Origin of the sequence: Microbulbifer sp. (assembly GCF_051659245.1) — a bacterium.
In the GTDB taxonomy this organism is placed as follows: domain Bacteria; phylum Pseudomonadota; class Gammaproteobacteria; order Pseudomonadales; family Cellvibrionaceae; genus Microbulbifer.
The window spans coordinates 1-17,873 of sequence record NZ_JBOFOC010000092.1 but is presented as its reverse complement, the minus strand read 5'-3'; the positions used below and the strand labels follow the sequence as shown (position 1 = coordinate 17,873).

8 protein-coding genes are annotated in these 17,873 nt (G+C 59.8%); all 8 read left to right on the top strand.

The annotated features are described in order from the left end of the window. The first annotated feature begins 168 nt into the window (after positions 1-168). The 8 genes from ACRC0P_RS09955 to ACRC0P_RS09920 all read left to right on the top strand — a co-directional run bounded on the left by ACRC0P_RS09955 (position 169) and on the right by ACRC0P_RS09920 (position 17,600). Entirely contained in the window at positions 169-3,297 is a 3,129-nt protein-coding gene (locus ACRC0P_RS09955; RefSeq protein ID WP_438630411.1) for a TonB-dependent receptor, read from the top strand. 67 nt (positions 3,298-3,364) lie between these two features. Next, a complete protein-coding gene (locus tag ACRC0P_RS09950) occupies positions 3,365-6,010 on the top strand; it encodes a hypothetical protein (protein ID WP_438630409.1) in 2,646 nt (881 codons plus the stop codon). A 430-nt stretch (positions 6,011-6,440) separates the two neighbouring features. After that, positions 6,441-9,401: a TonB-dependent receptor gene (locus ACRC0P_RS09945; protein WP_438630407.1), complete on the top strand. Its 2,961-nt coding sequence runs from the start codon at positions 6,441-6,443 to the stop codon at positions 9,399-9,401. 230 nt (positions 9,402-9,631) lie between these two features. Further along, positions 9,632-10,642 (top strand): cupin-like domain-containing protein, encoded by a 1,011-nt coding sequence (locus tag ACRC0P_RS09940; protein WP_438630405.1) that lies wholly within the window; start codon positions 9,632-9,634, stop codon positions 10,640-10,642. Between the two features lie 195 nt (positions 10,643-10,837). Beyond that, on the top strand, positions 10,838-12,331 hold the full coding sequence (locus tag ACRC0P_RS09935; protein WP_438630403.1) for a tryptophan halogenase family protein: 1,494 nt from the start codon (positions 10,838-10,840) through the stop codon (positions 12,329-12,331). Between the two features lie 256 nt (positions 12,332-12,587). After that, the gene (locus tag ACRC0P_RS09930; RefSeq protein WP_438630401.1) at positions 12,588-14,174 is read left to right on the top strand and encodes a family 16 glycosylhydrolase; all 1,587 of its coding nucleotides are present in this window, start codon (positions 12,588-12,590) and stop codon (positions 14,172-14,174) included. A 153-nt stretch (positions 14,175-14,327) separates the two neighbouring features. Continuing rightward, on the top strand, positions 14,328-16,850 hold the full coding sequence (locus ACRC0P_RS09925; RefSeq protein ID WP_438630399.1) for a glycoside hydrolase family 3 protein: 2,523 nt from the start codon (positions 14,328-14,330) through the stop codon (positions 16,848-16,850). Between the two features lie 510 nt (positions 16,851-17,360). Continuing rightward, positions 17,361-17,600 carry a hypothetical protein gene (locus ACRC0P_RS09920; protein WP_438630397.1) on the top strand — a complete coding sequence of 80 codons (240 nt, stop codon included), beginning with the start codon at positions 17,361-17,363 and terminating at the stop codon, positions 17,598-17,600. Positions 17,601-17,873 lie beyond the last annotated feature (273 nt).

Sequence of the window (17,873 nt, the reverse complement as noted above, 5' to 3'; positions counted from 1 at the left end):
ACTGGATATGTAACCGGTTACACATTATTGACGACTGCGGAAAGTTAAGCATCGCAGTCTAGGCGTCGTGGTATGCAGTAACGCCTCAATAGGGGGGGAGTGGCCGCTACAAATAATAATTATGAGACCCTTAATTACTAACAATAAAATTGTATAAGGAGCTTCCAGATGAGAAAAAGCCATTCGCTTTCCACGCACAGGAGTGCCCTGGCGCTAGCCATCGGCGTTGCGACGGCAGGCCAATTCAGTTACGCCCAAGACTCCACCGAATCCCCGGCTGATGAAGATCTGGGGCTGGAAGAGGTTATTGTTCTCGGGGTGCGCCAATCCCAGGCCAGGGCCATTGATATCAAGAGGAATTCGGACCGCATCGTCGATTCCATCGTCGCCGAAGATATCGGTAAGCTGCCGGATCTAACCATTACCGACTCGCTGCAACGGGTAACTGGTGTACAGATCAACCGCGAGGCCAATGAAGGTACGTCCCTTAATATTCGCGGTATGCCCCAGGTAATGACCACCCTAAACGGTGAGCAGTTTTTAAGCCCCTGGAGTATTACCGATATCGGCGCCAACTATTCTGACATCCCCGCCGGTATGATCAGTAGTGTGGATGTGTATAAATCCCAATCGGCCTCAATGGTGGCGGGCGGTATTTCGGGGGCAGTGGATTTAAAAACCATATCGCCTCTCTCGATGGAGGAGGGAATTACCTCCAAGCTGCGGACCGAGGGCTCAATGGGCAGTCGCTCCAAAAATGAGGTGCAACCCGACGGCAGCACCGACACCCGCGATCCTGACTATAACATCAGTGGCTTTTTCGGGTACAAGCACAGCGACGCTTTCGCCTTTAACGTGGGGCTGTTCAGCTCGGAGAGCTACAACGCCAACTACTCGATGAATCAAGAACCGCAGTTCGGGTTTTTGAATCGCCAGAATGGTACGCCCACCGATCCCCTGGATCTTGACGGAGACGGTGATTTAGTGAACGACTGGTATCTGGTGTCGGAAACTTTCGGTGCTTCCAGCAGCTTCGTCACCCGCGAGCGTGAAGGTGGCTCAGTCAGTCTGGAGTTGCAAATCAACGATAACCTTAATCTGCGCGGCGATGCCTTTTACACCCGTATGGATCAGTACAATCGCGGTGTGCGGGTCGCTTTTAGTGCTAAAAGTGCGTTTAGCTCATACCAAGTAAACGGCGTACCGGGTACCGAATCCGATCTGTACGATGCTTTGGAAGAGGGCTCGGTGTTCAGCGAGGGCGGGCAGTTTTCCTATACGGATGAAAATGGTCAGCCCCAGGCGGCCACTATCCACAGCCTGCGCGTGGCCGATGTGTTGGCGCCCGACTTTATTACTACCTCGTCCAACGCGATTGACAAAACCGCAGCGCTGAATACCAATATCCAGTTGGACTACACCAATCACGAAAACCTGACGGTAACTGCACGCTATATTCACGCCGAGGCGGAAAAGCGCTACCGCAACGCCTCCATGCAGCAAGGCACCCCGGCCTGGACGTGGGTGGACGTGGATGGCGTCCCGGGTAAGGACGAGATTGATCCCTACCCGGTGACCGTGGATTACACCGGCGCTTATCCGTCCTTTCAGTACAACAAGGATGTATCAGATGCCAATCTCTTGGGTACATATCAGGCTATTGCCACTGGCAGCAACACCGAGGGCAACCTTGATGTGGCCCGGGTGGATGCCAACTTTGAATTTTCCGATAGCAGCTTCTTTGAATCCGCCGACTTCGGGGTACGCTATGGTGTGCGTGAGGCGGATTACACGGAGTATTATTATGTGACCCCCACTCAGCGCTACCCGAATGATCAGCGTATTCCCATCGACAAGCGCAACCAGTTGTATAGCGGCAACCGCGTTTGGCAGCGCTATCCGGACTGGCGTCTGTTCAACTACGATGATGAACCAGAAGAGCTGCGCGAAGCGGGTTTGTACAACAATGGCTTTACCGCGGCTGATACGGCGGTATTCACCGATTTCGGGCCCTTTCCCGGCTTTGAAAGTGGTGTGTCGGCCCTGGACCCGGCGCAGTGGGATTCGCCCCTGGAATTTATGAACCGCCTTTACCCGGGCACTCGCACGGTGGAAGATCCCGCCTATGCCTATAACGTTGAAGAGGCCTCGGCAGAAGTGCATGGCCAGTTGAACTTCGCCTCAGATTATGGCCTCTTTGGTGTGCCTTACAATGGTAACTTCGGCTTAAAAATCATGCAGACCGAGCGCAGGGTAGAGCGCAATACAGTGCCCGAAGTACTGGATGTGTTTAACTCCATCGGCGCGGTGGATTATCAAAAGCTGGCGTTCGTTTACGATATCGAATCCAGGGAGCGTTCCTTTACGCAGTACCTGCCATCCTTTAACCTGAATATGTTTCCTGTCGAGGATGTGGTGGTACGTTTTGCGGGCGCGCGTACGACCTCGCGCAACGATCTGCAGAATGTCGGCTCCGGACTCAGTTTGTGGTACACCGATTGTGAAAAAACCGATGAGAATGGCGATCGTGTATTGATTGTCAACGATGCAGGCAACCTGGTGGGTGAAACAGTGACCTGTGTCGGTGGCGGTAGCGATAATGGCAACATTGATATTGATCCGTGGGTTGCCGATGTCTACAACACCTCGGCCGAATGGTATTTCAATGAAGATGCCATTCTGGGTGTGGGCCTGTTCTATATGGATGTGGGTACTTCGGTGAGAAGCTTTCAGGAGCGGCGCCGCTTTGTGGATGGCGACGGGATTGATCGGGGCAACACCGGTAATGTCTGGGTCACGGAAAATGCCGGCGGTTCGTCGCTCTATGGTGTTGAGTTCGGGTACCGGCAGCCGTTTACATTCCTGCCGGGCTTCCTGAGCTCTACCGGTGTTGAGTTTAACTACACCTATTCACAGAGTAAATCGGATGAGCAAGACCTTGAAGGAAACACCCTGCCGCTGCCTTCCAACTCCGAGCATCAAACCAATTTTATTCTTTGGTACGACAACGCCGGCTTTAACCTTCGTGCGGCCTACAACTGGCGCAGTGATGAATATATTGACTATGCCGGGTTAAACACCAGTGGCCAGCCGGTCAACCTGGCCCAGTGGGGCGAGCCAGCCGGCTACTTGGATCTGTCCATGAGCTACTGGATCAACGAGCACGTCAGCGTGTATCTAAATGGTACCAACCTGACGGCTACGGATCGCAGAAGCTACGCCCAGTACGAGGATCAATTGAGGAGCCTCAACGTGCAAGAGCGTCGCTATGCGGCGGGTATTACCTTGACCTTCTGAATCCGGTAACAAGGCATATGTTCCGCGCCTGGCGCGGGAGCCAAAAGAATAATGACGGAGCTTGGATATGAAAATCAAATTATTACCATGGGTAGCAATCGCTGGTGCGTTGACTTTAACGGGGTGTGGCGGCAGCGATGGGCTGCTGGGTGAAGACAAAGATGTTGACATGATGGAACCGGAAACCGGTGTGGAAGATCCCGCCGACCGTCCGCGCCCCCCGGAAAATGAGCCCACCATGACCACCGGGGAAGAGTTTTTACTGGATGTGGCGGACAATCCGGTGTTTTTGCGCGGCGTTGCCCTGGCATATTACCAGGACACTGCGCAAATGATCCAGGCCATTGAGCCTATTGCCGCAACCGGTGCCAACGCGGTGCGCTTGATGATCACCAGCGATGTAACCGCCGATCAGTTGGACGGTGCGCTGAGCACCATTGCCAGTAATAATATGGTGGCGGTGGTGAGCCTCACCGATGATGGCTCGGCGTTGCATTGCCAGGAAGATCCCAATGCGATTATCGACGCGGTAAATACCCTGTGGTTGGACAAGTGGATTCCAGTACTGGCGCAGGATCGTTATCAGGGCCGGATGATCATCAATATCGCCGACGGTTGGGGTCCCATGGGGGTTTTCAACGCCTCCAGCCTGGGTTACCAGGAGTATGTGGATACTTATAAAGCATTGATTCGCCGCTTCCGCGAGGCGGGCTTTAAACTACCGCTGATGATCGATGGCGCCAATTGCGGCCAGGATTTTAACGCCTTCCTGGTGGGCCGTGGTGGCGAACTGCTGGCTGCCGACAGCGAGCAGAACCTGATCTTTGCCGCCGATGGTGACGGCCAGCGCTGGGATAGTGCTGATAAAATTATTTCGGCCAATACCCTGCTTGCGCAAGAGGGTGTGCCTTTTGTAATGAACGCCTTTGCGGGTTCGGAAACGGGCGACTTCCCGGTAAACCAGAGTGACTTTATGGCGCAGTCGGTGGGCGATACGGCCCTGACGGTGGATGCCTCCTGGGCCAGCAGCGAAGACGGCGTAGGCTACCTGAACGCTTTTGGTGAAACCCTCGACCTAACCGGTGGGGCCACCTCCCTGGACGTGTTTATTGACCGCCGCTACCTGGAGTTTATGCGTGTGGCTCCCGGGAGCTCCAACTATGCACCTAATGGAACCACCGGCATTGCCATTTATCTGATGGACGCTGATGGCAACCGATTGCGTTTGGGCATGTCGCTGGCCAAAGAGCTGCGGGAAAACACCTGGAACAAGATGCGCTTTGATGTACCTGCGGAAATTGATCCGGCTAACCTGATGAACGGCGCCACCGAGTTTGATCAGACCGCGGTAACGCATGTCGGTGTGGAAATTCTCGCCAATGGTAAAGCCGATGCCGCCGAGGGTGAGATCAAGTTTGACAATCTGAACGTGTTCCCCGGCGTACCGCCCATGTTTACCTCCGAGTTCAATACCGACGACGACTCAGAGCAGTGGATGGTTGATGGCGCTGACTCATGGGTGGCCGATGGCAGTTTGCAGGCATTGCCAACCGACGGGCAGGTGAACTACCAAATGGCCGCCTGGAATGGCGACGCCATTGGCCAGATCGATTTCAGCAAGACCCTGAATGTCACCGCGCGTATTTTCCTGCCCGAGGAGTATGCCACCGATCACGCCGGTATGTGGATGAATGCATTCGGTCAGTTTGGTGAAGGCTGGTCGTGGAATTCGGTATCGGTGGGCGCTGCTCAACTGGTGCCGGGTGAATGGGCTGAACTGAAGTACACCATGAACTTCAATGAAACTGTAGAGCCGCCGTCGGATATTTATATCGCTCAGGCGTTTGGCTTACAGGTCGGGGGGATCACCACACCCAAATCCGAGCCAATTCTGATTGATTCCTTTGTGATTGAAGACCCGTCGGCGCGACCCACCAAGATTGTGACCGACACCCAGTATAAGGCGACTTTCAGCAGTGGTTTGAACGGTTTCCAAAACGCTGGCTGGGACGGCGACCAGGTTGAGTTGGCCAATGTGGATGGTGAGTTGGTTGCAACAGTTCCCGCAGGTGACAGCGGTGCGGTCAATAAAGCCGATGTAAACTCGGTACCAGAGATTAACTTTGGCGGCAACCTGACGGTGAAAGCCCGGTTGTTCCTGCCCGAGACCTTTGCCGGTAGTGACTTTTGGATACAGTTTTTCTTCCAAAGTGGTAGCTGGCAGCACTTCTCTGTCGGAGCGGTTGATATGGAGGCGATCGATTACGGTGAGTGGAATGAGGTGGAGTTTGAAATCACCGATGAAGACTACCCGGAGGACTTTGCCCGGACTCTGTCGCCGCAGATGTTTGGCTTTCAATACGGCGACACCGTGGCCGGTGAGTTTAAGCTTGACGATATAGAAATCATCGGCGACAAAGTTGTCGATGATTTACAGCCTATCTATGAGCAGGGCTTTGACACGGCAGCTTCGGTAGAGGGTCTGGAGGTTGATTTCACCTTAGGTGCGCTGGACGCCGGTTCTATGGTTGCGGCTAAATCCCTCGGCTGGCATGTGGTGCCCTTTGGCTGGACGGCAACCACCTGGTATGACGCATCCGCATTGACCATCACCGAAGATGTGCTGGGCGAGCTGTTGACCGAGCGCGGTGAGGAAGTGGTTAATGGCCCCCATGGCATTACCGCCACCTCATTGCCGGTGATCTTCGAGTAATCCCCAGGGCGCATTCACCTGCGCCCATTCCTTCAAGGCGCTTTGTCGGTAATCTGCCGCCAAAGCGTCGAGCCTATCAGGCTTTGGTAGTTCGCCCTTCACAATCGGACACAACTTTGTGGTGCAAGCTTGGGGCGGGGGCCTGTTCCCCGCCTTTTTTTTTCCTTTCCACCGCCGCGTTCCGACATGCTGGCGCATTTCTGTGCTGTTTCTATAACTTATTGTTTTTATTGATCTTTCTCAGTTCCAGTTTCCACCGGAACCAAGGTGGGACCGGGCCACCTTGCGCCTGTTTGCCAAGGTGGGACGACGGCGGGCCGCCGTGGGAGGAGTATAAGCTGGCACCAGATAGCGCTATCCTTCGGGCTTCCCCCGGGGGAGGCATCCGCATAAACACAAAATAACGACGTGATGATGGGGAGAGAACTTCATGAACAATCAAACCGGGTTTAGGAAGAAATCCATAGCCGCGGCCATCGCCTGCGTCCTCTCCGGCGTACCCCTGGCGCAGGGCCAGGAGAAAACGGCGCTGGAAGAGGTCGTCGTGGTGGGTATCCGCGGCAGTCTGCAGCGCGCCATGGACGTCAAGCGCGATGCCCGGGGCGTGGTGGATGCCATCTCCGCCGAGGACATCGGCAAGATGCCGGACACCAACCTGGCGGAGTCGCTGCAGCGTATCACCGGCGTGTCCATAGACCGGCAGAACGGCGAAGGCAGCCGGGTCACGGTGCGCGGCTTCGGCCCGGACTACAACGTGGTGACCCTGAACGGCCGGCAGATGCCGGCGGCCAATATCGAGGCCACCAACGCCTCCGCTTCCCGCTCCTACGATTTCGCCAACCTGGCCGCCGAGAGCGTCAGCGCGGTGGAAATCTACAAGACCGGCAGGGCCGACCTGTCCACCGGCGGCATAGGCTCGGTTATCAATATCCGCACCGCGCGCCCCTTGGAGCAGGACGACCTGGTGCTGAACCTGAGCGCCAAGACAACCCACGACACCTCCAATCAGGAAGGGGACGACTGGACGCCGGAGATGTCGGGCATCTTCAGCACCAAATTCGCCGGCGACACCATCGGCGTGGCCCTGACCGGCTCCTATTCCGAGCGCCACAGCGGCTTCGCCAAGGCGGAGACGGGCCCCGGCTGGTACACCATCCAGGGCGGCCAGGGCGACTGGGGCTCCATCGCGCCGGACAACCCCAACTTCGTGAACGCGCCCCAGGAAGGCGATATCTACTCGGTGCCGCGGGGCGTCGGCTACAACTTCACCGAGGTGCAGCGCGAGCGCACCAATGCCCAGTTGACCCTGCAGTGGGCCCCGTCCGACAATTTTGAAGCCATCGTGGACTACACCTACGCCGAGCAGGACGTAGAGCAGCAGTACAACGCCATGGGCGCCTGGTTCAACGGCATTCCCCTGGAGGGCGAGTTCACCCAAGGCTCGGGCAACGGCAGCGTGGTGGCGCCAGTGATCTACGCCGACGGCAGCGGTCCCGACGTGACCTTCAACGCCGGCGAGTGGGGCAGCGTCAACGAGAACAAATCCCTGGGCGTGAACCTGGCCTGGCGCCCCAGCGACCGCTTGAGCCTGGCCTTCGACTACCACAACTCCAGCGCGGAGAACGGCGCGAAGGACGGCCGAGGCACCAACAACAATATCGCCGGTGTCCAGTACAACCGCGCCGCCACCCGGGTGAACTACGGCTACGATCTGCCCGCCACCAGTTTCGAATTTATCGACGGCCAGGAATTCGATCCGGCGCAGATGCTCACCTCCGGCAGCAGCTTCCGCAACAGCTACATGGAGCACGAGATAGAGCAGGCGAAGTTCGACGGCGGCTTCGAGTTTGACTTCGGCGCCATCAAGAGCATCGACTTCGGCCTGGCCTACCTGGAATCGACCAACCGCTCCGCCTTCGCCAACGCCCAGCGCGACACCTGGGGCGGCTACCCGAATCTGGAGCCCGATCAGGAGGACAACCGGCACCTCTTGTACCCGGACGACATCTTTGTGCGGAAGAGCATGGCCGACGCCCTGGACCAGTTCGACAGCGCCGACAGCCCGGAGATGACGCCCTACTACTACGCGGCGGACTTCCAGGGCATGATCGACGCCATCTCGGCCATTGCCGCGGCCAACGGCGAGACCATCAGTCCCTGCGGCACGGTGCTCTGCGCCAGCGACGACTTCACCACCGACCGCACCGCGGTCGAGGAGCAGACCGGGGCCTACACGCAGGTGAACCTGGCCTGGGAAGAGGCCGCTATGCCGATGCATCTGGTGGTGGGCCTGCGCTACGAGGACACCAAGGTGGACGCCAGGGCGCTGGTGCCAACCTACGAAACCCTCGCCTGGAGCGGTGACAACGAGTTCACCGCCCAGGCCAATGGTGAGACCGTCGAGCGGCGGGACGGGGCCTACAGCAACTGGCTGCCGAACCTGGACTTCGATATCTCGGTGACAGAGGACCTGGTCGCCCGCGCCTCCCTCAGCAAGACCATTACGCGTCCCGGCTATAGCGATATCCAGGGAGGCCAGACCATCGATCCCCTGGTGCGTTTCACTGGCGGTACCTCCAATCTCGGCAATCCCGACCTGGACCCGCTCGAGTCCACCAACTTCGACCTGTCCGCCGAGTGGTACTACGCGGAGAGCAGTTACCTGTCCGTGGGTTACTACAAGAAGGACGTGGACAATTTCATCGGCCAGACCTCGTTCCAGGAGACCACCTTTGATCTGGCGCATCCGGCACATGGTCCACGCTACGAGCAAGCGGTGGCCGACTTGGGCACCGACGATGCGGCGGCGGTGCGCGCCCATATGAACGCCCTGTACGGTGAACCCGTCACCGGTTCTGTGGACGAGGGGGACTCACTGGCAGTATTCACCGTGATCACCCCGGTCAACGTGGAAACCGCCAGGATCGACGGCTTTGAAGTGGCCTTGCAGCACATGTTCGGCGAATCCGGCTTTGGCACCATCGTCAACTTCACCACCGTCGATGGCGACATCGCCTACGACAACTTCAACACCAACAAAGGTGAAGGTGTCGAGAACCAGTTCGCGCTGCTGGGCCTGAGCGATTCGTTCAATGTTATCGGTTTTTACGACAAGAACGGCATTCAGGCGCGTATCGCTTACAACTGGCGCGACGACTTCCTGACCGGCACCTTCGACGGCAACGGCGAGCGCAACCCGGTGTACACCGAGGCCTACGGCCAGTGGGACCTCAACGTGAGTTACGACGTCAACGATGATCTCTCCGTGTTCGCGGAGGGCATCAACGTCACCAACGAGACCCAGCGCTTGTACGGTCGCCATGAAAATATGATGATCGGCGCCATACAAACCGGTGCCCGGTACAATCTGGGCGTGCGTTACAGCTTCTGAGGTGTCCTGGCCGCAGGCCTCTTTTGTAGGAGCCTGCTTGCAGGCGAACAGCTACAGAGTTCCGTTCTTGTTCGCCTGCAAGCAGGCTCCTACAGGGTGCTGGGTCTTAACTCAACCGCATTGCGGCTGGCCACCATCCACTTTGCATTTGTTGAGAGAGGATCTGCCATGCAGCAGGCTTCATCACCAAAATCCATTCCGGTGCCGACCGGCGAGCGGAACCGGGCCGGATGAACTACCCGGATTTCATTCCCGCGGCGGAAACCCGGGACGACGTGACCCCGGAGGAACTGCCCGCCGCCATCGCCGGCCGCACCACGCCCCTGCTGATAAAGGGCGCGGTGGCCCACTGGCCCGTGGTGCGGGCGGCGCAGGCGGGTCGCCTGGGCGACTACCTGGCCCCCTTTGATCAGGGCCGGCCGCTGGTGGTATTTCGAGCCGAGGCCAAAACCCGGGGCCGCATCTTCTACAACGACGCCATGGATGGTTTCAACTTCGAGCGCACCACCGGCCGGCTGCTGCCCACGCTGCGGGAACTGGAGCGCAAGGCCACCGGCGGCGACCACTGCTACGTGGGCTCCACGCCCGTAGACCATCACCTGCCCGGCCTGCGGGCGCACAACGACCTGGAGCTGCCGGACTGCCAACCGCTGGTGTCCCTGTGGTTCGGCAACCGCTCGCTGATCCCCGCGCACTTCGACCTGCCCAATAATCTGGCTTGCGTGGTGGCCGGGCGCCGCCGCTTTACCCTGTTCCCGCCGGAGCAGGTGGCCAACCTGTACCCGGGACCGCTGGATTTCACCCCCGCCGGCCAGGTCGTCAGCCTGGTGGACTTCCATGCGCCGGATTTCGAACGCTTCCCGCGCTACCGCGAGGCACTCGAAGCGGCGCAGGTGGCCGAGATGGCACCCGGCGACCTGCTCTACCTGCCCAGCATGTGGTGGCACCAGGTGGAGGGGCTGGACGACCTGAACATGCTGGTGAACTATTGGTGGCGTTCCACCCCGGCCTGGACCGGTCTGCCGCAGGATGCACTGATGCACGCGCTGCTCGCCATCGGTGGCCTGCCCGAGGCACAAAGACAGGCCTGGGGAAAGCTGTTCGACCACTTCGTGGTCAACCGCGAACAGGCCACGGCGCAGATACCGCCGGAACGCCGCGGCCCCCTGGCGGACCTCGATCGGGATGCGGCCGCGCAGCTGAAAAAATTATTGATAGAAAAATTGCAGCGGATGCCCTGAGTCGAATGGTGCTGACTTGAGCGTGGGTTCTTCCGTAGGATGGGCAAAGGAGCGTAGCGACGTGCCCATCTTCCGCGGCTTTGATGGGCACGCTTCACTTTGCCCATCCTACAAAAATACCGATCTTCGGCTTAAGCCAGTGCCATTCCGCCCTGAGTCGACGGAGCAGTGCGATGATGAAACGGTGAGAAAACAATGAATCAAGCCATAAAAAAAATCGTGATCGCCGGCGGCGGCACCGCCGGCTGGATGACAGCCGCGGCCCTGTCGAAACTGATGGGCGGGGAACTGGAAATCACCCTGGTGGAATCCGAGTCCATCGGCACCATCGGTGTGGGCGAGGCCACCATCCCCACCCTGGTGTTTTTCCACCGCCTGCTGGGCATCGACGAGGCGGAATTCCTCGCCGCCACCCAGGGCACCTACAAGCTGGGCATCCGCTTCGAAAACTGGCGCGATCGGGGTGAGGACTACATGCACGCCTTCGGTGTCACCGGCCGGGACTGCTGGGCCTGTGGCTTCCAGCACTTCTGGCTGCGCGCCCGGCAACTGGGGCTGGCCGGGGATTTCGGTGAATATTGCCTGGAGCGGCGCGCCGCCGAGGCCCACAAATTCTCCCATCTGCCCAACAACGGCCTCAACTACGCCTTCCATCTGGACGCCAGCCGCTACGCGGCTTTTCTACGCGAATTCAGTGAAGGCTTCGGCGTCAAGCGGGTGGAGGGAAAAATCTCCGAGGTAAATCTGCACCCGGACACCGGCTATATCCGCGCGCTCAAACTGGATTCGGGACGGGAGCTGGACGGCGATTTTTTTATCGACTGCACGGGCATGCGCGCGCTGCTGATCGAAAAAGCCCTGCACACCGGCTTCGAATCCTGGTCCCACTGGCTGCCCTGCGACAGCGCGGTGGCGGTGCAGACCAAGGCCGTTGAGCCGCCGGTGCCCTTCACCCGCTCCATCGCGCGGGAGAGCGCCTGGCAGTGGCGCATTCCCCTGCAGCACCGGGTGGGCAACGGCCTGGTCTACGCCAGCAGTTATCAAAACGACGAGTCGGCGCGCGAACAACTGCTGGCCAATATTGAAGGCGAGCAGCTCACCGATCCCCTGCTGATCAAATTCCAGACCGGGCGCCGGCGCAAACAGTGGCACAGGAACTGCCTCGCCGTGGGCCTGTCCAGCGGTTTCCTGGAACCGCTGGAATCCACCAGCATCCACCTGATCCAGCAGAATATAGTGCGCTTCCTGCGCTTCTTCCCGCAGACGGAGATCCGCCAGGTGGAGGTGGACGAGTTCAACCGCCAGGCGGATTTCGATATGGAGCGCATCCGCGATTTCATCATCCTGCACTACAAGGTGACCGAGCGGGCGGACACGGACTTCTGGCGCCACTGTCGGCAGATGAGTATTCCCGAAAGCCTCGCGGCCAAAATCGATATGTTCCGCGAAACCGGCCACGTATTTCGTGCGGACAACGAACTGTTCGTGGATTCCTGGCAACAGGTGATGCTGGGCCAGGGGCTGATGCCCGAGCGCTACCACTCGCTGGTGGACACCATGCCCGAGCGGGAACTCGCGGAATTTATCGGCCAAATAAAGGCCAATGTGGACAACACCCTGGCCCGGCTCAGGGAGCACAACGATTATCTGGCGGGCTTTCTGCCGGGCGGAGCGCAGCGGGTGGGATAAGCGCCTGCCACGTATCACTTCGCCAAGCACGGAAAACCGGGACGACATTTCTCCACCTTCCCCGTAAAAAGATCGCAGGCAGCAATCCCAGCCCGCTGCCGCAAACAAAAAGATAACTGCTCTCCCCTCTTCCGCTTGCGGGGGAGGGGGCGGGGGAGGGGGCTTCGACCAGAACCCCCCCTCCCCCTAACCCTCTCCCCCAAAAGGGGAGAGGGGACTATTGGGTGAGTAGTTACAAAATCAGGAGAGAAAAACCATGTCCAGAATCCTGAGAGCGAGCGCAGCCGGTGCAGCGTTCGCCCTATTGTCCGCCTGCGGCGGCAGCTCCGGCTCCGGTGGCAGCTCCGGCTCTGGCGGCAGCTCCGACTCCGGCGGCAGCGCCGGCCCCGGTGGCAATCCGCCGACCGCCAATGACACCGGAAACCAGATCCCCGCGCGCTGCCTCGAAGCGCCACTCAACAGCGGCTACTGCCTGGTGTGGCAGGACGGCTTTTCCGGCGATGCGCTGGATACCGGAAAATGGGGCTACGAACGCAACTGCGCCGGCGGCGGCAACAACGAGGCGCAGTGCTATGTGGACTCGCAGGACAACGTGTGGGTCGAGGGCGGGTTACTGCATATCCGCGCCATCCGCGAAGACGCCGTGGGGCCGGCGGAAATGGACGATCACCCGGACTACGACCCGGATGACACCAGCGGCAGCGGCAGCTACACCTCCGGGCGCCTGCGCACCCTGGGCAAGGGGGACTGGAAATACGGCCGCTTCGAAATGCGTGCAAAACTGCCGCAGGGGCAGGGCACCTGGCCGGCATTCTGGATGCTGCCCAGCGAATGGGCCTACGGCGGCTGGGCGGGCTCCGGCGAAATCGACATCATGGAAGCGGTCAACCTGAAAGTGGGCGGTGAAGACCGGATACACGGCACACTGCACTACGGCGGTCCCTGGCCCGGCAACGTCTATTCCGGCGAAGCCTACCGCCTGCCCGGCGGCGTCAACCCCGCGGACGGCTTTCACGAATATGCCGTCGAATGGGAAGAAGGAGAAATCCGCTGGTACCTGGACGGCGACCACTACGCCACCCAGACCAGCGACGGTTGGTATTCCACCACGGCCCCGGGCAATTCCAACGCACCCTTCGACCAGACATTTCACCTGATCCTGAACTTCGCGGTGGGCGGTGACTGGCCGAGCACCGTCAACGACACCGGCATCGACGAGAGCGTCTTCCCGCAACAATTCGAAATCGACTATGTGCGCGTCTATCAATGCACCGCCGATTTCGCCACCGGCAAGGGCTGCGCCAGCACCGATGGCAATTTCGTGCACAACCCCGGCCACCCGCCGCCGCAGCCGCCGGAGGAGGCCGGCGACCACCTGACGATATTCGACGGCGAAGCCCAGGCACCCTACGTGTGGGGCAGCTACACCGCGGACGGCAGCGTGGATTATGCAGTGGTGGATGCCGGCGGCGGGCGGGGCCCGGTGGCGGAGATCGTCTACAACACAGACGACGGCATCGGCTTTTTCCAGTCGCCATCCACCTACGACCTGAGCGACTACACCTATGTGGAATTCGATCTGCGCATACAGCGGGAACCGCAGGATGCGTTTGCGGCTTCGCTGGTATTTCGCGCCGACTGCGTCTGGCCCTGTACCTCCGGTGACTATCCCCTCAGCTATCCGGAAGCCGGTGCCTGGACCCGCTACCAGGTGCCGATGCTGGAGCTGGTCAACCGCGGCCTGGATGCCACCCGCGTCAACACCCCCTTGGTAATCTCCCCCGCCAGCGGCAACCAGCGCGGCGTGGTGCTGCAACTGGACAACGTAGCGCTGACCCGGTAACGACTTTCCGAAAGTCCCATTTTTTATCCGGCCCGGGGCGGAAGGTGAAATGCGTCACCTTGCCGGCCCGCTTCAAAGTGGGACGACTGATGAGAAGCGCCGGTTGAGACTACCGCTGATGAAAACCAATAAAAGTCAGCGGGGGTTTACGTGATGACCATAAATCGATTGTGGAGCGCCTGCGCCGGCCTGCTGCTGGCGGCGGGCCTGGGGGGCTGCGGCGAAAAACCGGCCGAGGAGACGCGGTTGGCGCAGGAGCCGGCACCGGTCCCCTGGCCGACGATCGCCAGCCGCGCCACCCGCGACGAAGCGCTGGAGCAGCGAATAGAAACCCTGCTCGCGCGCATGACTGCGGAGCACAAAGTGGGCCAGCTGATTCAGGCGGAGCTCAAGGAAGTTACCCCGGAAGATGTTAAAAACTACCACCTGGGAGCGATCCTGAACGGCGGGGGCGCCTTCCCCGGCAACAACAAATACGCCGAAGTGGAAGACTGGGTGGCACTGGCCGATACCTTCTACCACGCCTCCATGGACACCGGCGACGGCGGCCTGCCCATCCCGGTGATCTGGGGCACGGACGCGGTGCACGGCCACAACAACGTGGTCGGGGCCACTCTCTTCCCGCACAACATCGGCCTCGGCGCCACCCGCAACCCGGAACTGGTGCGCGATATCACCCGTGCCACCGCCCGTGAAGTGGCGGCCACCGGCATCGACTGGACCTTCTCCCCCACCCTTGCGGTGGCGCGGGACATCCGCTGGGGCCGCAGCTACGAAGCCTACAGCGAAGATCCGCAACTGGTGGCCAGGTTCGGCGCCGCCGCGGTGGAGGGCCTGCAGGGCGCGGCGGAAAGTGAAGACTTCCTGCGCGCGGGGCACATCATCGCCACCGCCAAGCACTTCATCGCCGACGGCGGTACCCTGGACGGCGTGGACCGCGGCGATGCCGCCATCAGCGAACAGGAACTGCTGGAAATCCACGCCCCCGGCTACTTCGCTGCCATCGAAGCGGGCGTACAGACAGTGATGGCCTCCTTCAGCAGTTGGCAGGGCGAAAAGCTGCACGGCCACCGCTACCTGCTCACCGAAGTACTCAAGAACAAAATGGGCTTCGACGGCTTCGTAGTGGGGGACTGGAACGGCCACGAATTTGTCAGCGGCTGCACCCGGGTGAGCTGCCCGCAGTCCATCAACGCCGGCCTGGACATGTTTATGGCCCCGGACGCCAGTTGGAAGCAACTGTACGCGAACACCCTCGCGCAAGTGAAAAGCGGTGAAATTCCCCGCGCGCGGCTGGACGACGCAGTGCGCCGCATCCTGCGCGTCAAGCTGCGCGCCGGCCTGTTCGAAGCCGGCCCGCCCTCCGCGCGCCCGCAGGCCGGAGACCGCAGCGTGGTCGGCGCCCAGGAGCACCGGGCCATCGCCCGGCAGGCAGTGCGCGAATCCCTGGTATTGCTCAAAAACAACGGCGAGCTGCTGCCGCTTGCGCGCAACAGCCGGGTGTTGGTGGCCGGCGACGGCGCCCACAATATCGGCAAGCAATCCGGCGGCTGGAGCATTTCCTGGCAGGGCACCGGCAACAGCAACAGCGATTTTCCCGGCGCCACCTCCATTTACCAGGGCATTGCCGCAGCGGTACAGAGTGCCGGCGGGCACGCGGTGCTGAGCGAAGACGGCAGCTTCGAGGACGATCCCGATACAGCCCCGGACGTCGCCATCGTCGTATTCGGCGAAGACCCCTACGCGGAAATGCAGGGGGACATTCCCAACCTGGCCTATGACTCCGAAGCCGACCTGCAACTGCTGCGGCAACTGAAAGCGCAGGGCATCCCCGTGGTATCCCTGTTCATCTCCGGGCGCCCCCTGTGGGTCAACCGGGAGATCAACGCCTCCGACGCCTTCGTCGCCATCTGGCAACCGGGCACCGAAGGCGGCGGCGTGGCCGACGTACTGTTCCGCGACCTCGAAGGCGGCATTCAATACGACTTCGTCGGCCGCCTGCCTTTCACCTGGCCCAAGGACGCCCAACCCCTGGCGGCGGGCGGGGAGCCCCTGTTCGCACTCGGGCACGGCCTCGGCTACGCCGACGAAGGCGCCCTGGCACAATTGCCGGAAGAGAGCGGACTCACCCCGCGCGACACCGCGCAGCAACTCGACATCTTCGACGGCCGCCCCCAAGACCCCTGGAGCCTGGAAATCGCCGATGCGCAGAACAACCGTCTCGCGGTAACCAGCAGCGTGGCAAAACTGAACGGCATCAGCGTGCGCGCCGTGGACCGCGACATGCAGGAAGACAGCCGCCGCCTGCAATGGCGCACCGCCGGCAGCGCCGGCTTCTATGCCAACCGCCGCACCGATCTTTCCGGCTACCTGCAAAACCGCGGCGCCCTGGTGTTCGACATAAAAGTGGACCGCCCGCCCACGGGCCGGGTGCAACTGGGCATCAACTGCGGCACCGACTGCGGCGCCACCCAGCCCATCAGCGAATTGTTGAAGAGCGCCGAACCCGGCCAGTGGCGCACCGTATCCGTCGCCCTGCAATGCCTCGCCGCCGAGGGCGCGCAACTGGATATGGTGTTGTCCCCTTTCTACCTGTCCAGCGACGGCGAGCTGGATATTTCCCTGCACCATATTCGCGTGGTGGAAAACATCGACGCGGATATCAGTTGCGGGTGACAGTTAAGGCAGCCCTTTAGCGGGGCTGCCGTTCCTTATCTTCACCGCCGACAGTGTCGGTTACCTATATTTCCTGCCTGATATTTCCTACCTGAAAAACGATCATTGAGGCCGGTATCTCTGTGCAGTCGCAGAGTGGCCGGAAATCGCAATGGAAACAAATGGTTACAGCTCTCCCCTGGAAATGGGATAGGAGGCGCGGTGATCACTTTGCCAAAAGCGAAAGCCATACCTGAATCCCCTACAATCTTGACGTGATGGGGGGTTGCGGGCATTCTGTGTGAAATTTCACCAGGAGATATCGGCCTGGGACGGAGTGGCCTTTGGGGGCCACTATATAAATGTTAGGTGTCTTAGCCATGAAGTGTATTCCGACACTGACTTTAGATACTGATTCCTCGTTTTGGGTAACACGCGAGGTGTTTGCGCAAGCGTTCGATCAAGCGGATTTCCATTGTCGAAATGCGGAGATAATCGAGAGCAACTATTCTAGGCATTGGTTTTATATCGATGATGAAGGAAGCAATCGATTCATGCCTGCCAACTGTGCAACTTATCTCTGGCGTGACCCAGTTCATTAACGGTCGTCACCGGACTGCTGTGCTATTAAAAAAGATCGATAGGATTCCCATGGCTTTTGTCGCTCGAGGTGCGCTGGATTTGGCCAAAAAGCTGGGATTGGAGCCCGTCGCTCTTAATGAGCATATTGAATTGCCGGACTTACCAATGGTTGATCGCCCGGAATACTAGGAACACACCTAACCCCCAGACACAGGGACAAATTTTCCGCTGTGCTCCAAATTTGCCCGTGCTGCGGGCGTTAATTTCCCAAGTTACCCGCAAAAAGTAGATACCTCACTACTATCAAATGAGGGTCTAATTATGGTAAGCGTCCGGTGAACTCATCTTCCCACCACGGCCAGGGGCTGTAGTTTAGGTGTCCACCTATCAACAAGTGGACACCTACTATGACTGACATCATCCCAGAGAAGACACCCACCAAGCGTCGCCGGTATTCCAGCG

Excerpts from the sequence above, each read along its gene's own strand:
- ACRC0P_RS09955 (WP_438630411.1), top strand. The coding sequence starts at position 169 with ATGAGAAAAAGCCATTCGCTTTCCACGCACAGGAGTGCCCTGGCGCTA.
- ACRC0P_RS09950 (WP_438630409.1), top strand. The coding sequence starts at position 3,365 with ATGAAAATCAAATTATTACCATGGGTAGCAATCGCTGGTGCGTTGACT.
- ACRC0P_RS09945 (WP_438630407.1), top strand. The coding sequence starts at position 6,441 with ATGAACAATCAAACCGGGTTTAGGAAGAAATCCATAGCCGCGGCCATC.
- ACRC0P_RS09940 (WP_438630405.1), top strand. The coding sequence starts at position 9,632 with ATGAACTACCCGGATTTCATTCCCGCGGCGGAAACCCGGGACGACGTG.
- ACRC0P_RS09935 (WP_438630403.1), top strand. The coding sequence starts at position 10,838 with ATGAATCAAGCCATAAAAAAAATCGTGATCGCCGGCGGCGGCACCGCC.
- ACRC0P_RS09930 (WP_438630401.1), top strand. The coding sequence starts at position 12,588 with ATGTCCAGAATCCTGAGAGCGAGCGCAGCCGGTGCAGCGTTCGCCCTA.
- ACRC0P_RS09925 (WP_438630399.1), top strand. The coding sequence starts at position 14,328 with ATGACCATAAATCGATTGTGGAGCGCCTGCGCCGGCCTGCTGCTGGCG.
- ACRC0P_RS09920 (WP_438630397.1), top strand. The coding sequence starts at position 17,361 with ATGATGAAGGAAGCAATCGATTCATGCCTGCCAACTGTGCAACTTATC.